Source organism: Pigmentiphaga aceris, assembly GCF_008119665.1.
Classification (GTDB): Bacteria; Pseudomonadota; Gammaproteobacteria; order Burkholderiales; family Burkholderiaceae_B; genus Pigmentiphaga; species Pigmentiphaga aceris.
In genome coordinates, this window is sequence record NZ_CP043046.1 from 4,018,711 (window position 1) to 4,038,565 (window position 19,855).

The following is a 19,855-nucleotide window of genomic DNA, read 5'->3' on the forward strand; positions in this document are numbered from 1 at the left end:
AGACAAGCAAATTCACGACCTAGAAGCGTGAGTGGCTCAGACGGCGTCTTGTGCTTAGCCTGAACTCAGTACACCCATGGAAGCACCCAGTGCTGCCAATGGCCGAGTGCTGTCACGAAATCAGGGACCGATGGTCACAATCCCCAGCCTGTTCTTGGCCTGGGTCAGCCCTGATGCAGCTGCCAGTGGTGTATAGGTAGGCGTACCAAACTTCGCTTTTGCTCTGTCGAACAGAACGATCGCTCGTTTATCGTTGAGCTGCTTGGAGATAAATATAAAGCCATCGACATTAGCCGGATGCGCGTTGACCGCTTCGCTCCAGCGCTGAGTCATGTCGTAAGGATATTCGGCAGACAGGCTATTGTCCCCACCGATGCGCTTGAGGTGCTGGCCGGTGAGATCAGCCAGCCTCAGCATGCCCTTGTCGGCACCCATCGCAAAAGTCACTAGATAACGTACGTCGATATCTTCCTGCCGAATCTTGAACACGCCATTTTCCGGCAGCTCATCGTGCAACACTGTTTCTGCGATAGCGGTGTCCAACTGAGTGCCGCAATAACACGTCCCGAACCCCTTTTTCGGATCATCAAATCGGTTAGCAGCATGCTTACCAAAATAGGGTTCCCCACTGTTGCGTCGACCAATTCTCTTCAGCTTCGTCACAGAGAATTCTCTGACATGCAAAGGCAGCTCGGAGAAATTGGCCGCAGGTGCTTGAAGTGGCACGACAGTCAGGCCTCCGTCGATACTTCAGCGAAAGCGGCAGCGACATCCTTGACCTTGGCAAAACGGCCATCAGCCAGTGCGTCCAAGGGCGTACTGCCCCCCAGAGAGCCTTTGCGTGTCAGGAAAAACTGAAGCTTGGCACCGCCCGGCAGATCGCCAAGCACCTTGGTGACCGCCTCCAGGTGGCTGCGGTCGTAACGCGCATCACCGTAGAACGCAGGGAAATAACGCTCTGCCTGATGTGTCAGATAAAACACGCGATGGGTTTTCGCAGCCTTCCACACCGCCTGCCGGCTGGCCCATCCCATCAAGCGCTGAAACTCGACAGGCGTCAACAACTGGCCTTTTTCGATCATGGCCTCGGTGGTGTCCAGAACCAGTGCAGCAGTCACCTGTTTGGCAGCAGGCTTGGCAGTGACCGAAGTCTGCACCCGGTTAGGCACCGATTGAACGTCAGCCGTCGCGATCCGCAGAGTTTTGAGTGTTTTTTCCAGTTCGTTCAGAACGACCACCAACTCACGGCGAGCACGTGGCTTCAAGCCCTTACTATCGGCCGGTGGTGTGCTGGCAATACGTACGGCTTGCTTGTTGACCTCACGAATGTGGTGAACCAAGGACGGAATATCAATCTCATTCTTTGCACGGGTACGGACGGCAGCGGTGGACATCAGCAACTCCTGGTGACGCTTTCCATGGTTTATCGCATTCCGTAAACCACGTCAACCCGGTCAACTCCGTCAACTGAACAATCAACCATCATCGTCGCAGCAGACGGCACAAATCATTGGCGCTCTTGGCTGTAAACCGCTGCGTGCGAAAGCATCACAGCCCGATCTTGTCATTGAACTATTCGGGCTGTGTCATCGCTACCTTCAGCGGCTAGACCTGGCGGGTAGACCTGGTGCCTAGCCTCGCAACACCCGCAACGCCTCCGCATGCAGCGTGGCAGTCGCCGCCGCCACCACATTCCCATTCGACGCCATCGTCAGCGGCTGCCCTTCCCAGTCGGTAATCACCGCGCCAGCCTGCGCCAGCACCGTCACAATCGCCAGGTAGTCATAAGGCTGCAGGCCCGACTCGATCACCAGATCGATATGCCCTGAAGCCAGCAAGCCGTAGCTATAACAATCGCCACCAAAGCGCCGCATGCGGGTCTGCTTGCGCACGCGCTCGAAGCGTTCCCAGCCATCAGCATCGAAAATGTCGGGCGAGGTGGAATACAAGCAGGCATCAGCCAGCGTTGTGCAATTGCTTGCGCGAGCTTCCGTGCCGTTCAAGGCGGCACCGTGACCTTCCAGGCCGAACCAGCGCTCGCCGGTCATCGGCACCTCAATCAAGCCCAGAATCGGTCGGCCGCGCCACAACAGTGCGATCAACACGCCCCAAAGTGGGGAACCGCTGATGAAACTGCGCGTGCCGTCGATCGGGTCCAGCACCCATACGAACTCGGCGTCGGTAGCAGCCTGGCCGTGTTCTTCGCCCAGGATGCCGTGCGAGGGGTAACGCTCGCCAATGCGCTTGCGCATGGCGGCTTCCACCTCACGATCGGCAATGGTGACGGGGCTTTCATCGGCTTTATCGATGATGTCCAGGCGGGTGCGGAAGTAGCGCAGCGCCAGGGCACGGGCCTCGTCAGCCAGCTCGTGAGCAAGCGTTGCGTAGGCGGAAAGGGAGGCGGCAACGTCGGCCGGCAGTGCTTCGGTATATGGCATGGTTCCTGCTTGGTTGGTGTCGTATTGCAAAACTATGCTCAATTACCCAGAAATACACAAGAAACTTTCTGAGTTTCGTTTTCCGGGTTTCGTCTTTCCAAGTTTTCGCCTGCCCTTGCCGGAGCCTGACATGCGCGCCCACTCTATTCTGTCCTCGATTCGATCCGCTTTTCGCAAACCCGCTCGCCTGCACAGCCTGGCGCTTGCGGCCAGCCTGATGGCCGCCGCCGCCGCGCATGCCGGCACGATCGTCGCGTACACCGCACTTGAAGAAGACGAGATCAAGGACTACCTGGCGGCTGCCAAGAAGGACATGCCGGACGTCGAGGTCAAGGTGCTGCGACTGTCCACGGGCGACCTGGGCGCACGCATTCTGGCCGAAGCGGGCAACCCCCAGCACGATGTGATCTGGGGCTGGGCGGTGACCAATCTGCTGGACCCGCGTATCAACCAGTTGCTGGAACCCTACGAGGTCAAAGGCGGTTCCAAGCTGGGGATCAAATACCGGGGCGCGGACATGAAGTGGTTTGCGGCAACGGGTTACATGGCCGCGTTCTGCGTGAACACCGAAGTGCTGAAAGCCAAGAATCTGCCGGTGCCGACCACCTGGAAAGAACTCGCCAATCCTATCTATAAAGGTGAGGTCGTGATGCCCAACCCGGTGTCCTCGGGAACAGGTTATCTGCAGATTGCCGCGCTGCTGCAATCGCAAGGCACCGACGCCGGCATGGCCTTCCTGAAAACGCTGGACGGCAACGTCGCGCAATACATCAAGTCGGGCTCGCGTCCGTGCAAGGCGGCGCGTTCGGGTGAGTTCGCCATTGGCACCTCGCTGGCCTTTGCTGCCATGCAATCGATTGAAGAAGGCTTCCCGATCAAGATGATCATCCCGAGCGATGGCGCGGGTTACGAACTGGAGGCATCGGGCCTGATGAAGTCGTCGAAGAACCCGACTGATGCCAAGCGGTTCCTGGACTGGACCTTGTCTCCTTCCGTGGCCACGATCTACACCAAATACAAGGAAATCGTGACGATTCCGGGTGTGCCGCAATCGAAGACGGCGCAAGCGGCTGGACTGCCGGCGGATCTGTCCAAGGTCTTGTACCCGATGGACTTCTACAAGTCGGCCAAGGATCGCGACGCGACCCTGGCGGCCTGGCAAAAGAACATCGGCCGTTAAGCCCAGGAGCGCCTGCATGTCTCTCGAAATTCGTAATCTGCTCAAGACCTTCGGCGGCGTGCCGGCGCTCGAACGCATCGATCTGGCTGTCGGCGCATCCGACTTTGTCTGCCTGCTTGGCCCCAGCGGCTGCGGCAAGACGACGTTGCTGCGCATCGTCGCCGGCCTGTTGGCGGCTGACAGCGGCAGCATTGTGCTGAACGGCCGCGATCTGTCTGCAGTGCCGGCGCGTGAACGCGGTTTTGGCATTGTGTTCCAGTCTTATTCGCTGTTTCCGCAAATGACGGTGGCGCAGAACGTGGGCTACGGTCTGCATATTCGCAACACCGCGTCGGCCACAGCCGCCAGACGCGTGGCGGAATTGCTGGATGTTGTGCGACTGAGCGAGTTTGCCAACCGCTATCCCGGCCAGTTGTCGGGCGGACAACAGCAGCGCGTGGCGATTGCCCGCGCGCTGGCCGTGGACCCGGCAGTGCTGTTGCTGGACGAACCCTTGTCGGCGCTCGACGCCAAGGTTCGTGCTGAACTGCGAACCGAACTGCGCGCGGTGCAGCGCAGCCTGGGCATTCCTACCCTGATGGTGACCCACGATCAGGAAGAAGCCATGATGCTGGCCGATCGCGTGGTATGCATGAACCGGGGGCGCATCGAACAGGTCGGTACGCCACAACAGTTGTACGACACACCGCACACACGCTTCGTCGCCAACTTCATGGGGCACAGCAATCTGCTGCCCGCGACCTGGTTGCGTGGTGCTGCGCCGCAGTTGCTGCAAGCAGCGGGCCGCTCCATTGCCGATGGCGAAGAAGCCTGCGTGCGCCCCGAGCGCATCGGTTTGCAAGTGCAGTCTGGCGCAGACGCCACCGTGACCGACATCAGTTTCCTGGGCAATGTGAAACGCGTTGGCGTGGCCTGGCGCAACCGGCAATTGTTGGCCGAAGTGCCGGCACGCATGCCCGTGACCGTGGGTGATCAGGTCAATGTCAACATCGACCCGCACGATTGCGCATGGGTCGCAGCATGACGGCCGTTCCCATGCCCGCGACGGCCAAAGCTCGCCTCACGGTGAAACTGCCCGTGTCCTTCACCGACCGCTGGTTGCTGCGCATCTGCCTGGGCCTGCCCCTGGCTGCGCTGCTGCTGTTCTTTGCGATGCCGATGGTATTCATTGCCTGGCGCAGCCTGATGCAGGAAGGCGGCGGCATCGGCCTGGGCAACTACGCTGCGCTGCTGCATACGCCTGGTGTGTGGCGGGCCACCGGCAACAGCGTGCTGGTAGGCGTCAGCACCACCGCCATCACCCTGGTCTTTGCGTTTGTGATGGCCTACGGTCTGGAACGCACCTGCATGCATGGCCGTCGCTACGTGGCCATGACCTTGTCACTGCCCATGCTGGCACCGTCGCTGGTGCTGGGCCTGGGCCTGATCTTCCTGCTTGGTCGCAACGGACTGATCGGCAAGATGCTGGGCATTCGGCCTGACATCTACGGCTTCTACGGCCTGGTGGCAGCCAATGCACTGTACGCCTTGCCGCAAGCCGTGATGATTCTGCGCACGGCCCTGCGCCACGCCGACGCCCGCCAGTACGACGCGGCGGAAGTGCTGGGCGCAAGCCCCTGGCAACAGTTCCGCGACATCACCTTGCCGGCCATGCGTTATGGCCTGCTGAGTGCGGCGTTCGTGGTGTTCACGATCACCATCACCGACTTCGGCAATGCCATGGTCATCGGCGGCAACTTCCCGGTGCTTGCCACGGAAATCTACAGCCAGGTCAACGGACAGATGAAGTTCGGCATGGGCGCAGTCGTCGGACTGTTGCTGCTGGCACCCGCAGCCTTGTCGGTGTGGATCGAGCGCGCGGCCGCACAACGCCAGGCGGGTGTCGGCGCTGAATCCGCAATTGCCCCGGTGCCTGTACCCAGCCACCGGCGCGACATGGCCTACACCTTCGCCTGCGTGGGCCTGGGCACCGGTATTCTGGCGGTGGTTGCCACCGTGGTGCTGGCAGGTTTCATCCGCCTGTGGCCCTACAAGCTGGACCTGACGCTCAAGCACTACGACATCACAGTGTCTGACGGCTACGCCAGCTTGTGGACATCGGTATGGGTGTCGGCCCTGGCTGCTGTGATCGGCGCGGTACTGCTTTTCCTGCTGGCCTTCTCGGTACGCCGCCTGCCACCCGGCCCCGCACGCACGATCACCTTGCTGGCGTCACTGCCGGTGGGGGTTCCCGGCCTGGTGCTTGGTCTGTCCTACGTGTTCGCCTTCAACGTGCCCGGTACACCCTGGCACTGGTTCTACGGCAGCGCGGTGCTGCTGGCCATGTGCAACTTCTATCACTATCACACGCAAGGTTTCGTCACGATGATGACGGGTCTGCGCACCGTGCCGTCCACCCTGGAAGAAGCGGTCAGCGTGCTGGGTGGTGGGGTGCGGCGTGTGCTGGGTGACGTATATCTGCCCGTGGCGCGCAGTACCCTGTGGACGGTGGCGGGCTTCCTGTTCATGCGCTCGATGGTGACCTTGTCTGCGGTCATCTTCCTGATCACGCCGTGGTTGTCCTTGTCTGCGGTTACCGTAATGCGTCTGGACGAAGCCGGATTCACGTCCCAGGCGGCCGCGTTCTCGACGTGCATCATGGCCGTGGTGGGCACCGTGGCACTGGTTTTGCATGCTGCGAACCAGCGCAGTGCACGCAGCACCCAGGCAATCAAGCACTAGCAATCATTCACCGCCGCCATCTTTCTGCCATCTTCATCCACTCGACCGCTTTCCGGGACCGCCCTGCTCGCATGCTTCAAGAAGACCGTTACCAACGCATCTGCACCCTGCTGGCCACCGTCAAACGGCTGAGCACCGAACGCATCGCCGCCGATCTTGGCGTGTCCCGAGAAACCGCGCGACGCGACGTGGTGGCGCTGGAAGCCCTTGGCCAGTTGCGGCGCGTGCGCGGCGGTGTGGCGGCCAAGGGCAGCGAGCCCGAGCCGCCGATTCATGAACGCATTCGGGCACGTCATGCCGAAAAGCACGCCATTGCGCGTGCGGCGGTCGGCTTGCTGCAGGCCGGGCAAACACTTTTCCTGGATGCCGGCAGCACCACGCTGGCCCTGGCGGAAGCGCTGGTGTCCTTGCGCGGACTGACCATCATCACCAACGGCTTCGATATCGCGCGCATTCTGGTGGGCACCGATTCACAGGCCGAACGGCGGCACGAGGTGATCGTGTTGGGTGGCACACTGTTGCATGGCCTGGCGGCCACTGGCGGTGCGTTGGCGATTACTGAGATCAATCGCTACCAGGCAGACGTGGCAATGCTGTCACCCGTGGGCGTGGATACCAGCCTGGGGGCCAGCAGCTTCGATCACGCCGAAGCTGCTGTGGCACGCGCCATGGCAGAACGCGCCGATCGCTGCGTGATTCTTGCCGACCACAGCAAGCTCGGGCAACGCAGCCGGATCGCCTACTGCCCGGTGGAACGCATTCACACCCTTGTCACCGACAAGGGCGCACGTCGCATTGCTGCATTCGACACCTTGCGCAGCGTGATCCCGGACACCGTGATCGCGTGAGCCAACTCAAGGAACCCGGCATGTCGCACCGTCGCACCGCTTACCGCCACACTTTCGGCACCCAGACCTGGGCCTTCCAAGACCTGCGGGAAGTCATGGCAAAGGCCACGCCTGCCCGCTCGGGCGACTACCTGGCGGGCCTGGGCGCAACGTCTTCCGTGGAACGCATGGCCGCGCGCATGTGCCTGGCCGAATTGCCCTTGACGGTGTTCCTGAACGAAGCGCTGATTCCTTATGAAACCGATGAAATCACCCGCCTGATCATAGACAGCCACGACCGCGCAGCCTTTGCGCCGATCAGCAGCATGACGGTGGGCGACTTCCGCAACTGGCTGCTGTCGGATGCAGCCGACTCAGTCACCCTGGCCCGTGTCTGCAAAGGCATCACGCCCGAGATGGCCGCCGCGGTCAGCAAGATCATGCGCAATCAGGACTTGATTCTGGTGGCACGCAAATGTCGGGTGGTCACGCGCTTCAGAAACACCATCGGCCTGCCCGGTCGCCTGTCGGTGCGACTGCAACCGAACCACCCTACCGACGATCTTCAGGGCATCGCCGCGTCGATGGTGGATGGCCTGCTCTACGGTGCTGGCGACGCCACCATCGGCATCAACCCGGCGACCGACAGCATTCCGGCGTTGGTTCGACTGGTGCACATGATGGACGAGGTCATCAGCGGGCTGGAAATCCCGACCCAGTCTTGTGTGTTGACCCACGTGACCAACACCATCCAGATGATCGAACAAGGCGCGCCGGTAGACCTGGTGTTCCAGTCGGTTGCGGGCACGGAACAAGCCAACACCAGCTTCGGCATCAACCTGGCGGTGCTGCGTGAAGCACACGAGGCTGCGCGTTCACTGCGACGCGGTACGGTGGGCGACAACCTGATGTATTTCGAGACCGGCCAAGGCAGCGCGCTGTCGGCCAACGCCAACTTTGGCGTCGATCAGCAGACCTGCGAGGCCCGCGCTTATGCCGTGGCACGGGAATTTTCCCCGTTGCTGACCAATACGGTCGTGGGCTTCATCGGCCCCGAATACCTGTACGACGGCAAACAGATCATCCGTGCCGGCCTGGAAGACCACTTCTGCGGCAAGCTGCTGGGCGTGCCGCTTGGCTGCGACGTCTGCTACACCAACCATGCAGAAGCCGATTCCGACGACATGGACACACTGATGACCTTGCTGGGTGTGGCCGGGCTGACCTTCATCATGGGTGTGCCCGGTGCCGACGACATCATGCTGAATTATCAAAGCACGTCGTTCCACGACTCGCTGTATCTGCGCGAAGCATTGGGGTTGAAACGCGCGCCCGAGTTCGAAGCCTGGCTGGAGAAAATGCAATTGGCGGATGCACAAGGACGCGTGCAACCGGTCGCACCCGAGCACCCGGCGCTGCGTGCCATGCGCCAGCTGCGGCTGACGGCGTGAAGGGGAAACAGCATGGCAAACGCGCGCGAACAGAAAGACATGACAGGGTCAGCCCCCGTGATTGATTCCATCGGCATCGAATCGGGCACCCCGGACATCGACACCCAATCGCACACCAAAGCAGCTGGCCGGACCACCGCCGACCCGTGGCAAGACCTGCGTCGCCATACCGCTGCCCGCCTGGCCCTGGGCCGTGCCGGGGCCAGCATGCCCACCGATGAAATCCTGCGCTTCGGCTACGCCCATGCGCAGGCCCGCGATGCGGTCCACGTGGCATTGCAGGTAGACGAACTGACCAAGGCCTTGCAGGACGCAGGCATACCCAGCTTGCGTGTGCACAGCGCGGCCACCGACCGCGCGCAGTACCTGCTGCGCCCTGACCTGGGCCGGCGGCTGGACACCAACAGCGTCACACAGCTGCAAACCAGCGCTGCCGAACTGCCCGCCTGCGATCTGTTGATCGTCGTGGCCGATGGCCTGTCCTCGCTCGCCATTCACCGCAACGCCCTGCCCCTGATCCACGAGATTCGCGCCCAAGCCCCCGCTGGCTGGACGCTCGGCCCGGTGGTGATCGCCGAGCAAGGGCGTGTGGCCCTGGGCGATGAAGTTGGGGAATTGCTCGGCGCACGCATGGTGGCGGTCTTGATCGGCGAGCGGCCGGGCTTAAGTTCACCAGACAGCCTGGGTATCTACCTGACCTCGGCACCACGCGTAGGCCGACACGACGCCGAGCGCAATTGCATTTCCAACGTCAGGCCGGAAGGTCTGGATATTCCGCTGGCTGCCCGCAAGCTGTGGTGGCTGATCACCGCAGCCAAGGCGTTGGGTACGACGGGCGTGGCCTTGAAAGATCGCAGTGACGAGACCGCACTGCCGGCTGACGCCATGACTGCGCTGCCCGACCCCACGTAGGCGGTATTCCGCAGCAGGGAACGATTGCCACCAGCCACAGACAGACTGTCTGCGGTAAGTGATGCCTTCAACCCCAGCTGATCACCGCATTGATGCGCTGAGAAACGCAGACGATTACAGTGAGTTCTTACCCGCACTCACTTACCCGCCACTCAGCGAGCTCAATCCGTGATGAATCTCTCGCAGGTAGAAGCCTTTCGCGCGGTCATGCTGTCCGGTTCCACCACGGCGGCCGCGCGTGTTCTGCATACCTCGCAGCCCAATGTCAGCCGCTCGATTTCCCAACTTGAAAAGGCGATCGGGCTGCAGCTCTTCGAGCGCTCTCCCGGCAAGCTGACGCCAACCGAGGAAGGCCTGGCTTTTTTCGATGAGGTGCAGCGCAGTTTCCTGGGCCTGGAAAAGCTGGATGAAGCAGCTGGCAAGATCAAACGTTTCGGCACGGGTCTGCTGCGGATTGCGGCGGTGTCCACCATTGCGCTGGGTTTGTTGCCGCGTGCGATCAAGCGATTCACGCAAGTGTACCCGGATGTCGGCATCTCCATTCACATGGGGCATTCGTCGGTGATCGCACAGTGGATCGATGCACACATGTGCGACATGGGCATCGTGTCGCAGTTATCGAACCAGGCCATATCAGGCGAGCCAGATGTGCTGTATCGCATCAACAGCGTCTGCATGATGGCAAAAGGTCACAGGCTGGCCCAGAAGGCACTGATCACACCCGCCGATCTGGCTGGCGAGACGTTTCTGTCGGTGGCCAAACCCGACTGGGGACGCGCGCATGTAGACCGTATATTCGATGAGGCTGGCGTCACGCGAAAAATGAATGTCGAGACCTCATACGGCTCGATTATCTGTTCGCTGGTGGCGATCGACATGGGGGTAAGCATCGGCAACCCGCTGGCGACTCTCGACTATCAGAAAGACGCCATCGTCACGCGGCCTTTCGAGCCGGCAGTCACTTGCGAAGGTCTGCTGATCTACCCCAAAGGAAGACCGACCAATCGCCTGGTGGGCGAGTTCACCAAGGTGCTTCGCCAGCTTGCGCAGGAAGAGTGCGACGCGGTGCAAAAAAGACAGGACACAGCAGGCGTCTGAGGAGGAGCCTTGCCCCGTATATCCTCCGTGAATAGGCCGGCCCCAGATATCTATTGGACCGCATAGTGCCCCCCTCGATACAGTCACTTCACACCGCACCTCGCGGTGCCACTGTGTCGAAGAACATAGCTGAAACGACCCTCGACGCCGATGCCGGCAGGGGTTCTTTTTAATGTGGCGGGGACAAACATGAATAACAAAACATCGATCTGTGTGGCGTTTGCGCTGATGCTTGCGGGCGGCCACGCCATGGCACAACAGCAGAAAATCCTTTACGTAGGCGGCTCCGGCGGCAGTGTCCAGAAACTGTTCCAGGAAAAGATCATCCCCGCCTTCGAAGCGACGCATCCAGTCAAGATCAGCTATGTGCCAGGCATCTCAAGCGAGCTGGTCGCCAAGCTGCAAGCCCAGCGAGGCAGACAGGAACTGAACGTCGTGATGGTCGACGACGGCCCGATGTATCAGGCCCTGCAATATGGTTTTTGTGAGCCGCTGAGCAATCCTGCGGCCTATGCCGATATCTACGATACGGCGCGCTTCGGCCCCAACGCCATCGGCATCGGCCTGATTGCCACCGGCATTGCCTACAACAAGGCCACCTTCGACAAGAACGGCTGGGCCGCACCCAAGTCCTGGAACGACCTGACGGATGCGAAGTACAAACAGCGGCTCACGGCATCGTCCTTGTCCGGCACTTACGGCGTGCACACCTTGCTGATGTTCGCGCGCATCAATGGCGGCAGCGAAACGAACATCGAGCCGGGTTTCGACGCGATCGGAAAGAAAGTGGCCCCCAATGTGCTGAGCTGGTCATCGTCGCCTGCCAAGCTGGCCGAAATGTTCCAGAACCGCGATGTGGACGTCGCCGTCTGGGGAAGCAGCCGCACTCTCGCGCTGAAGAACACCGGTTTCCCGGTTGAATTCGTCTACCCCGCCGAAGGTGCTGCGGCGCTGGTCACCGCGGCTTGCGTCGTCGTGCAAAACAATGCGCCAGAGGCGTCGCAGGCCTTCGTGCAATTTCTGGTGACGCCCCAGGTGCAGCAGTGGCTGGCATCTGAAGGTTGGGGCCCCACCAACAGCAAAACCAAGCTTGCAGATGACGTAGCCAAGAACGTTCCCTATGGCCCCGATGACATCAAGAAACTCGTGAAAGTCGACTGGCAGGTCGTAAATCAGAAACGCGCGGAGTGGACCAATCGCTGGAATCGAACGATAGAACGTTGAACCGCTTGCTGATGCTCGTTTTGGTCAGCCGTTCCTCGTTCGCACGTTTCCCGTTCCCTCATTTTGCGGAAGGGGCCTCGGTCCCTGTATTCCATGAGCTTCCTGTCACTTCGATCCCTGAGCAAGACCTACGGCGGTGACGCCCAGGTCGTGCGTGGGCTGAACCTCGATGTCGAACGAGGCGAATTCGTGTCCTTGCTCGGCCCCTCGGGCTGCGGCAAGACCACCACCTTGCAGATGGTCGCTGGTTTCGCCGCGCCTACTGCAGGTCGCGTTTTCCTCGACGGTGTCGACATCACCGAGATGCGCCCGGAAAAGCGCGACATGGGCCTGGTGTTTCAAGGCTATGCCCTGTTCCCCCACATGAACGTCGCCGACAACGTTGGCTTCGGGCTTGAAATGCGCAAGCTGCCCCGAGCCGAAGCCGCCAAGCGCATTGCGGAGGCGCTGGAGATGGTCAGGCTGGACGGTCTGGGCAAGCGTTATCCCAGCGAGCTTTCGGGCGGTCAGCGCCAGCGCGTGGCAATTGCCCGCGCGCTGGCCATCCGTCCTCAAGTCTTGTTGCTGGACGAACCCATGTCCAACCTCGACGCAAAACTGCGCGGCGAAATGCACGTCGAATTGCGTGCCTTGCAGCGGCAGTTGGGCATCACCACCATTCTGGTGACGCACGACCAGGTCGAGGCCATGACCATGAGCGATCGCATCGCGGTAATGAGTCAGGGCAAGATCGCGCAACTGGGCACGCCCTTCGACGTGTACGACCGGCCCGCCTCGGGCTTTGCATCGAGCTTCCTGGGGCAGACCAATGTGATTGCCGGCCGCGTCACGGAAATGCGCGAGCACTGTGCAATCGTGCAGGCTGGCCCGTGCAGCTTGCGTATTCCGCACGCGGGCCACGCCGGGCAAGCCATCAGCGGCGAAGTCGGCGTGTATATCCGGCCCGAACGGCTGCGCCTGGCCCCCGCCGGTCAGGGCAGCCTCGCCGGCCGTGTGAAGACCCGGCTGTTCCTTGGCAACCTGTGGCTCTACGAAGTCGACAGCGTCCTTGGCAAGCTGCGCCTGACCTCGGCCAATCTGGGCGATCAATTGCCCGAAGAAGGCGAAAACGTCGGCCTGATCTGGCGCGATGAAGACTTGCGCGCGATTGCGAACGAAGTTTCTGGCCAAGTTCCAAGCGAGCGTGCCCAATGACTGACACTTCCGCCCGCGCAAGCGCGCCCTGGAGCCTGTCTTCACCCGCGCTGCTGCTGTTCATTGGCATCCTGCTGGTGCCGTTGCTGCTGACGGCCGTGCTGTCCTTCAATGCCTTCGATGGCATGCGTGGCATCCAGCCCGGCTACACCTGGGCCAACTACGTCGAGATTCTTGGCGACGGTTACTACCACGAGATATTCATTCGGACCGGCTTGATGGCCCTGGGCGTCACCGCCTTGTGCGTGCTGTTCGGGGTACCGGAGACAATCATCCTGGCCCGCATCCGCGCACCGTGGCGTGGCATGTTCCTGATCGTGATTCTGGGGCCCTTGCTGATCTCGGTGGTGGTGCGCACGCTGGGCTGGTCGATCTTGCTGGGCAACCAGGGCACCATCAACAATGCCTTGCAAAGCCTGGGCATCATCAACGAACCCTTGCGTTTTCTGTTCTCGATGCTGGGTGTGGTGATTGCGCTGACGCACGTGTTCCTGCCCTTCATGGTCATCGCCGTGTGGAGTGCGCTGCAGAAGCTTGACCCGCAGGTGGAGCATGCCGGCCGGTCGCTGGGCGCATCCTCAGTCACCTCGTTCCTGCGCATCGTGTTTCCGCAACTGCTGCCGGGCGTGCTGTCGGGAAGCATCATCGTGTTTGCCCTGGCGGCATCGGCTTTTGCCACGCCTTCGATTATCGGCGGGCGACGTGTGAAGGTAGTCGCCACCGCGACTTATGACGAGTTCCTCAATTCCTTGAACTGGCCGCTGGGCGCGGCAATCGCAGTCTTGCTGCTGCTGGCCAATATCGCGGTCATCGTGGGCTGCAATCGCATGCTCGAGCGCCGCTTCAAACAGGTGTTTTCAGCATGAAAGACGACATCGGACAAAACAGTTGGCTGGCGTTGCTGTACCACGCGTGCTTCGTGATCTTCATCATCGCCCCGCTGCTGGTCGTAACCCTGGTTTCCTTCTCGGACAAGGACTACATCTCCATGCCGTTTTCTGGCGCATCGCTGCGCTGGTTCCGGGCGATCTGGGATGCACCCGACATCATCAGCGCCTTCTGGCTGTCTCTGTGGCTGGGGCTCGGCTCGGCCACGATTGCGGCCGCCGTGGCGGTACCCAGCGCGATTGCCCTGGCACGTTATCGCTTCCGTGGACGCGACACGCTGACGGCCATGCTGATGTCGCCGCTGATGATTCCCCACATCGTCCTGGGGGTGGCCTTCCTGCGCTTCTTCTCGCTGACGGGTTTGAGCGGTTCCTTCATCGCCCTGACGCTGGTGCATGCCGTAATCGTTGTGCCCTATGCGCTACGCCTGACGCTGGCCGCGCTGATCGGCATGGACCGCGACGCGGAAAAAGCAGCCATGTCGCTGGGCGCAACGCGGCTCACCACCTTCAGGCGCATCTTGCTGCCCATGATCGTGCCTGGTGTGGCGGGCGGCTGGATGCTGGCTTTCATCCAGAGTTTCGACGAAGTCACCATGACGATTTTTGTGGCCACGCCAGGCACCAATACCTTGCCGGTCGCCATGTACAACCGGATCTCGCAGATGACCGACCCGCTGGTCACCTCGATATCCACGGTGATGATCTTCGGCACCCTGATTCTGATGGTTTTGCTGGACCGCACCGTCGGGCTTGACCGGGTATTGATCGGCAAGAAGTAGTCGGCAAGCCGCCACTCCCTTCCCAATTCATTCATCAATTACTTAACAGGCCAAGCCTGTGAACGGACCGCGTTCGTCCAAAACGAACGCAACCCGCCCCCACAGGCAAGGAGAACACCGTGCAAGCAGAAGAATTGATCGTCGTCGGCGGCGGCCTGGTCGGTGCTGCCATCGCCTACGGCGCAGCCCGGGCCGGTGCCCCCGTGACCTTGCTGGATCAAGGAGACATCGCCCACCGTGCCTCCCGAGGCAACTTCGGTCTGGTATGGGTACAAAGCAAAGGCGAGAAGCTGCCGCGTTATGCGCGCTGGAGTCGCGACGCCGTGACGCTGTGGCCTGCACTCGCCAAAGAGCTGCTCGACCTTACCGGCGTAGACGTGGCGCTGCGTCAGCAAGGCGGTTTCTGGATCGGCTTCAGCGATGCGGAAGTGCAAGCGCGCCAGGTCATGTTGGAGAAGATCAATACAGCGGTCGGCGGCATTCCTTATGAAATCCTCGACCACGCTGCACTGAAAGCGCGTCTGCCCGCCATCGGCAAAGGCGTTGCGGGCGGCAGCTTCTGCCCACTGGATGGCGATGCCAATCCGCTGTTGCTGCTACACGCACTACACGCCGGCCTGAAAGCGCGTGGTGCGCGTGTGATCTCGAGTGTCGACGTCACGCAGATCAAGCACCGCCCACAAAGCAGCGACTTCGAGATCACCAGCCAGGACGGCCAACGCTGGCATGCGCCCCGGGTGGCACTGGCTGCCGGACTGAGCAACACCACACTTGCTGCTCAAGTCGGCCTTCACGCACCGGTCTCGCCCAATCGCGGCCAGGTGCTGATCACCGAGCGCCTCAAACCATTTCTGCCCTACCCCACCAACAAAGCACGGCAGACCAACGAGGGCAGCGTGCAATTGGGCTACTCGGTCGAGGATGTCGGCCTTGACGATGGCACCACGGTGTCGGCCATCGAGGCGATCGCCAAACGCGCCATCACCACCTTCCCCATTCTTGGCAGTGTGCGCCTGGTGCGCGCCTGGGGGGCGCTGCGGGTGCTGACCCCGGACGGTTTCCCGATTTACCAGGAGTCCGCCTCGTGCCCCGGTGCCTTTGTGGCCACCAGTCACAGCGGCGTGTCTCTGGCGGCCGCCCACGCCCATGTGATCGGCCCCTGGATGGCGGGCCTGGCTCCCACGCCCGACGAGTTCGACTATTTTGCTGGGGAACGCTTCCTCGACCCCACGCGGAGTTTCTCAAATGCCCACTAAACCCTTGTTCAGTTCGGATGAGGCAACCGCCACCAGTCGCGTCACGGTGCAATTCGAGGACCGTTCGCTCAGCGTGCCCACTGGCATCAGCGTTGCCGCAGCCTTGCTGCTGAACGGCGTGGAGCCGTTCCGAACCACGCCCGTGAGCGCAGCGCCGCGCGCCGCCTATTGCATGATGGGTGTCTGTTTCGAATGCCTGGTCGAGGTAGACGGCATGCCCAGCCGCCAAGCCTGCCTGACCCCGGTAAAAGACGGCATGGTCGTCAGGCGTCAACACGGGGCGTCGGCGGTGGCCTTGCCCGAAGCAGGAGAAGACCATGGACGCTGACATCATTGATCTTGTCATCGTGGGAGCAGGTCCGGCCGGACTGGCCGCCGCTTGCGAAGCGCGCCAGTGGGGGCTGAGCGTGTGCCTGCTTGACGAACAAAGTGCCACAGGCGGACAGATCTACCGCGCGGTGGACGCCGCCAGTGCCAAGCGCCGCTCGGTGCTGGGCGAGGACTACGCGGCCGGGGCAGCGCTGACCGCTGCCTTCGCCAGCAGCGGTGCACAACACATTGCCGGGGCGGCGGTATGGAACGTCAGTCGCGACCGGAAGGTGAGCTTTCTTCGTCAAGGGGCCGCGCACTCGCTGCAAGCGCGACACCTCGTCCTGGCAAGTGGTGCCATGGAGCGCCCCTTCCCCATCCCCGGCTGGACGCTGCCTGGCGTGATGGGTGCAGGTGCCGCGCAGATTCTTTACAAGAGCGCAGGTGCCTTGCCCGCCGAACCCGTCGTGCTGGCAGGCTGCGGACCTTTGCTGTACCTGCTGGCAAGCCAATACCTGCAAGCCGGCGTCAAGCTGAAGGCAGTGATCCACACCACGCAGCACAGCGATTACCTGCGCGCGTCCTCGCATTTGGCCGGTGCCCTGCGTGGATGGCGCGACCTGCGCAAAGGCATGCGCATGCTGGGCCAGTTGCGGCAACACGGCGTGGCGGTCTACGCCGGTGCCGAGGCGCTTGCCATCGAAGGCACGGATCACGCCCAAGCCATCCGCTTCCGTCACAAGGGGCAATACCACCGCATTGAGTCGTCGCTGGTGTTGTTGCATCAGGGGGTGGTCCCCAACACCCAGCTCAGCTGGGCGCTGCGCGCGAAACATCACTGGGACGATGCGCAGCTGTGCTGGGTACCCGACACCGATGCCGACGGTCAGATCGAACAGACAGGCATCTACATCGCTGGTGACAGTCGCGGCATCGTGGGTGCCAAAGCCTCGGCCTCACAAGGTCGGCTGGCGGCGATTGCGATTGCCAACACCTTGGCGCGACCAGGAAACACCGCACGCGATGAGCGCGAGCGTGTGGTGCGCGCGGAACTGCAAAGCCAACTTCACATCCGTCCCTTCTTGGACGCGCTGTATCGCCCGCCAGCAATGCACCGCATGCCAGTAGAAGACTCGGTAGTTGTCTGTCGCTGTGAAGAAGTCACCGCCGGACAGATCAGAAAGTATGCCGAACTGGGCTGCCAAGGCCCGAACCAGACCAAGGCATTCGGGCGCTGCGGCATGGGGCCATGCCAAGGGCGACTCTGCGGCCTGACGGTGACCGAACTCATCGCCGATGCCCGGGGCGTATCGCCAGACACAGTTGGCTATTACCGCATTCGCCCGCCGATCAAACCCGTGACGCTTGGCGAACTAGGCAGCTGAGCTTTTTCTTAACTCGACGCAAGGAAATCAGATGAACGACATCACTCGCATTGCCACCGACAAGCGCCGCAGCCGCGCCGTGGTCTACAACGGCATGGTCTTCGTGGGTGGCCAGACCGCCGACGACCGCAGCCAGGATATTCGTGGTCAAACCCAACAGACGCTGGCCAAGATCGAGAAATTTCTGGCCGAGGCCGGCACCGACAAAAGCCGTCTGCTGACCGCCCAGATCTGGATCAAGGACTTGAAAGCTGACTTCGCCGGCATGAATGAAGTCTGGGATGCCTGGACGGCACCGGGTGCGGCATCCACCCGCGCCACGGCGCAGTGCGAAATGGGCGCACCAGATGTGCTGGTGGAAATCATTGTCACCGCCGCCGTCGGCAAGACGGCAGCCTGACAGCCAAGGTGTTTTAGTACTGGCTCAGTCGACCGGATCAGTGGCTGGGCCAGTCAGGCTGATTTACCGACCAGCAGCTGGTCTGCCAGATCAGTGAAGTCCGTCGCGATCACATCCCACTCGCTGTCCGCTTTCAAATCGGCTTTTTCATGTGACCCATATTCATCGGGTCGCGGCACAAATGCGGTGCTCAAGCCGCAAGACCGCGCTGCGCGCAGGTCGCTGTTGTGTGCCGCCACCAGGCAGACTTCAGCATGCGGCAAGTCCAACGCCTCGACCGCGCGCAGGTAGGCCTGCGGCGACGGTTTGTACGCGTGTGTGATCTCGGCTCCCAGCACCACTTCCCAAGGCAGCTTGGCATGGCGCGCCAGGTTCACCATCAGGGAAATATTGCCGTTGGACAGCGGCCCCAGAATGTAGTGCGGCTTCAAGCGGTCAAGCGCCGCCACCACGTCGGGCCATGCGTCCAGCCTATGCCATGCCTTGTTCAGTGACACCAGTTCCTGCTCGGAAATCGCGGCTTCTTCAATGCCGAAATACTGCAGCACGTAGGAAAGGTTTTCTCGGTGCAGCACGTCCAGACGGCAGTACGGCCGACGCCCGCTGCGAATTTCTTCCATCGACGGCTGATAACGTCCGCGCCACGCATCTGAAAACGCAATCGGATCGATGTCGGTGCGGCCCCACTTCTTCAGGAATGGCGCGGCTTCGCGGGCGATGCCGTTGCGCCAGTCGACCACCGTGCCAAAGACGTCAAAGACAAGGGCGCGGATCTGGGTCATGACGAGGCTCGGCTGGGGATTGGGGTCGAAGAATCTTAGCGTAGCGTGTGGTAGTCCCTCCACGCCTGTCGCATTAACGCCGCGTAAAACCAGCTTATTCATAGGGTTTTCCCGCAAACTTGCCTGTAAACGGCGTTACTCTTCACCCTGCAGCTTTTTGCCCCAGCCCATGACCTTCCCTACTCCCGACGTGCATCTGAACGACGGCCACCGGCTGCCCACGCTGGGTTTCGGTACGTGGCGGCTGAACGACGACGAGTCCTGTAGTTCGGTACAGCGCGCGCTTGCCGCAGGCTATCGCCTGATCGACACCGCCACCCGTTATGAAAACGAGGTCGGTGTGGGACGTGGCATCGAGGCCAGCGGCTTGCCACGTACCTCAATAGTGGTGACAACCAAGCTGCACGATGCCGATCACGGCTACGATGCCGCGCTGCGTGCCTTCGACGCCAGTGCAGCGCGACTGGGCCTGGATTACGTCGATCTCTATCTGATCCACTGGCCCCTGGCCGAACGCGATCTATATATAGACACCTGGCGTGCATTCATTCGGCTTCGCGAGGAAGGCCGGGTGCGTTCGATTGGCGTGTCCAATTTCGAAGCGCCGCATCTGGAACGCTTGATCGCGGAAACCGACGTCGCCCCTGCGGTGAATCAGATCGAACTGCACGTAGACTTCTCGCAGCCCGCGTTGCGCGCCTTTCATGCCCGCCACGGCATCGTTACGCAGTCCTGGCGTCCCTTGGGCAAAGGCAATCTGTTCGACCACCCGGTCGTCACCGCCCTGGCGCAGAAACATCAACGCAGTCCCGCGCAGATTCTGCTGCGCTGGCACGTCGAGCTTGGTTTGGTGCCTATCCCCAAATCAGGCAACCCGGCGCGTATCGCAGAAAATCTGGACATCTTCGGTTTCTCGCTAACCAGCGAAGACCTACGCACCCTTGCCACGCTCGACGGCGATCATCGCCAGGGCGAACACCCCGACCGCCATCTGGCTTTCTAGGATTTT

At 61.5% G+C, this 19,855-nt stretch carries 20 protein-coding genes; 16 read left to right on the plus strand and 4 right to left on the minus strand.

Features of this window, described 5'->3' with window-relative positions:
* Window positions 1-120: 120 nt before the first annotated feature.
* The 3 genes from FXN63_RS17390 to hisN all read right to left on the minus strand — a co-directional run bounded on the left by FXN63_RS17390 (window position 121) and on the right by hisN (window position 2,438).
* On the minus strand, window positions 121-726 hold the full coding sequence (locus FXN63_RS17390) for an RES family NAD+ phosphorylase (RefSeq protein WP_187394932.1): 606 nt from the start codon (window positions 724-726) through the stop codon (window positions 121-123).
* A gap of 5 nt (window positions 727-731) precedes the next feature.
* A complete protein-coding gene (locus FXN63_RS17395; protein ID WP_148816465.1) occupies window positions 732-1,394 on the minus strand; it encodes a hypothetical protein in 663 nt (220 codons plus the stop codon).
* Between the two features lie 237 nt (window positions 1,395-1,631).
* Complete coding sequence (gene hisN / locus FXN63_RS17400; RefSeq protein WP_148816466.1) at window positions 1,632-2,438, minus strand: histidinol-phosphatase; 807 nt, start codon at window positions 2,436-2,438, stop codon at window positions 1,632-1,634.
* A 130-nt stretch (window positions 2,439-2,568) separates the two neighbouring features.
* On the opposite strand from hisN, the gene FXN63_RS17405 reads away from it, so the two are divergent.
* From FXN63_RS17405 to FXN63_RS17475, 15 genes are all read left to right on the plus strand, one after another.
* Window positions 2,569-3,618 carry an ABC transporter substrate-binding protein gene (locus FXN63_RS17405; protein WP_148816467.1) on the plus strand — a complete coding sequence of 350 codons (1,050 nt, stop codon included), beginning with the start codon at window positions 2,569-2,571 and terminating at the stop codon, window positions 3,616-3,618.
* A gap of 16 nt (window positions 3,619-3,634) precedes the next feature.
* Complete coding sequence (locus FXN63_RS17410) at window positions 3,635-4,642, plus strand: ABC transporter ATP-binding protein (RefSeq protein WP_148816468.1); 1,008 nt, start codon at window positions 3,635-3,637, stop codon at window positions 4,640-4,642.
* Window positions 4,639-6,339, plus strand: coding sequence for an ABC transporter permease subunit (locus FXN63_RS17415; RefSeq protein ID WP_246164869.1), 1,701 nt, complete (start codon window positions 4,639-4,641; stop codon window positions 6,337-6,339). Before FXN63_RS17410 ends, FXN63_RS17415 begins: the two co-directional genes overlap by 4 nt.
* A 71-nt stretch (window positions 6,340-6,410) precedes the next feature.
* Complete coding sequence (locus FXN63_RS17420) at window positions 6,411-7,187, plus strand: DeoR/GlpR family DNA-binding transcription regulator (RefSeq protein ID WP_148816469.1); 777 nt, start codon at window positions 6,411-6,413, stop codon at window positions 7,185-7,187.
* A gap of 20 nt (window positions 7,188-7,207) precedes the next feature.
* Window positions 7,208-8,617: an ethanolamine ammonia-lyase subunit EutB gene (locus tag FXN63_RS17425; RefSeq protein ID WP_148819489.1), complete on the plus strand. Its 1,410-nt coding sequence runs from the start codon at window positions 7,208-7,210 to the stop codon at window positions 8,615-8,617.
* Between the two features lie 12 nt (window positions 8,618-8,629).
* Entirely contained in the window at window positions 8,630-9,529 is a 900-nt protein-coding gene (eutC, locus tag FXN63_RS17430) for an ethanolamine ammonia-lyase subunit EutC (RefSeq protein WP_246164870.1), read from the plus strand.
* Window positions 9,530-9,700: 171 nt separating this feature from the next.
* Window positions 9,701-10,627 (plus strand): LysR substrate-binding domain-containing protein, encoded by a 927-nt coding sequence (locus FXN63_RS17435; RefSeq protein WP_187394933.1) that lies wholly within the window; start codon window positions 9,701-9,703, stop codon window positions 10,625-10,627.
* A gap of 189 nt (window positions 10,628-10,816) precedes the next feature.
* Window positions 10,817-11,851, plus strand: a complete 1,035-nt coding sequence (locus FXN63_RS17440; protein WP_148816471.1) for an ABC transporter substrate-binding protein — start codon at window positions 10,817-10,819, stop codon at window positions 11,849-11,851.
* A 93-nt stretch (window positions 11,852-11,944) separates the two neighbouring features.
* On the plus strand, window positions 11,945-13,045 hold the full coding sequence (locus FXN63_RS17445) for an ABC transporter ATP-binding protein (protein ID WP_148816472.1): 1,101 nt from the start codon (window positions 11,945-11,947) through the stop codon (window positions 13,043-13,045).
* Window positions 13,042-13,911 (plus strand): ABC transporter permease, encoded by an 870-nt coding sequence (locus FXN63_RS17450; RefSeq protein ID WP_148816473.1) that lies wholly within the window; start codon window positions 13,042-13,044, stop codon window positions 13,909-13,911. The genes FXN63_RS17445 and FXN63_RS17450 overlap by 4 nt, the downstream gene beginning before the upstream one ends.
* Before the next feature lie 8 nt (window positions 13,912-13,919).
* Entirely contained in the window at window positions 13,920-14,714 is a 795-nt protein-coding gene (locus FXN63_RS17455; RefSeq protein ID WP_148819493.1) for an ABC transporter permease, read from the plus strand.
* Between the two features lie 119 nt (window positions 14,715-14,833).
* The gene (locus FXN63_RS17460; RefSeq protein ID WP_148816474.1) at window positions 14,834-15,970 is read left to right on the plus strand and encodes an NAD(P)/FAD-dependent oxidoreductase; all 1,137 of its coding nucleotides are present in this window, start codon (window positions 14,834-14,836) and stop codon (window positions 15,968-15,970) included.
* Window positions 15,960-16,298: a (2Fe-2S)-binding protein gene (locus tag FXN63_RS17465; RefSeq protein WP_148816475.1), complete on the plus strand. Its 339-nt coding sequence runs from the start codon at window positions 15,960-15,962 to the stop codon at window positions 16,296-16,298. The genes FXN63_RS17460 and FXN63_RS17465 overlap by 11 nt, the downstream gene beginning before the upstream one ends.
* On the plus strand, window positions 16,288-17,664 hold the full coding sequence (locus FXN63_RS17470; protein WP_148816476.1) for an FAD/NAD(P)-dependent oxidoreductase: 1,377 nt from the start codon (window positions 16,288-16,290) through the stop codon (window positions 17,662-17,664). The genes FXN63_RS17465 and FXN63_RS17470 overlap by 11 nt, the downstream gene beginning before the upstream one ends.
* A 31-nt stretch (window positions 17,665-17,695) precedes the next feature.
* Window positions 17,696-18,064 (plus strand): RidA family protein, encoded by a 369-nt coding sequence (locus FXN63_RS17475; protein WP_148816477.1) that lies wholly within the window; start codon window positions 17,696-17,698, stop codon window positions 18,062-18,064.
* 53 nt (window positions 18,065-18,117) lie between these two features.
* Here the strand turns inward: FXN63_RS17475 and FXN63_RS17480 are convergent, their stop codons facing one another.
* Window positions 18,118-18,948, minus strand: coding sequence for a haloacid dehalogenase type II (locus FXN63_RS17480; RefSeq protein WP_246164871.1), 831 nt, complete (start codon window positions 18,946-18,948; stop codon window positions 18,118-18,120).
* Between the two features lie 67 nt (window positions 18,949-19,015).
* Between FXN63_RS17480 and FXN63_RS17485 the strand changes: the two genes are divergently transcribed.
* A complete protein-coding gene (locus FXN63_RS17485; RefSeq protein WP_148816478.1) occupies window positions 19,016-19,849 on the plus strand; it encodes an aldo/keto reductase in 834 nt (277 codons plus the stop codon).
* Window positions 19,850-19,855: the final 6 nt, after the last annotated feature.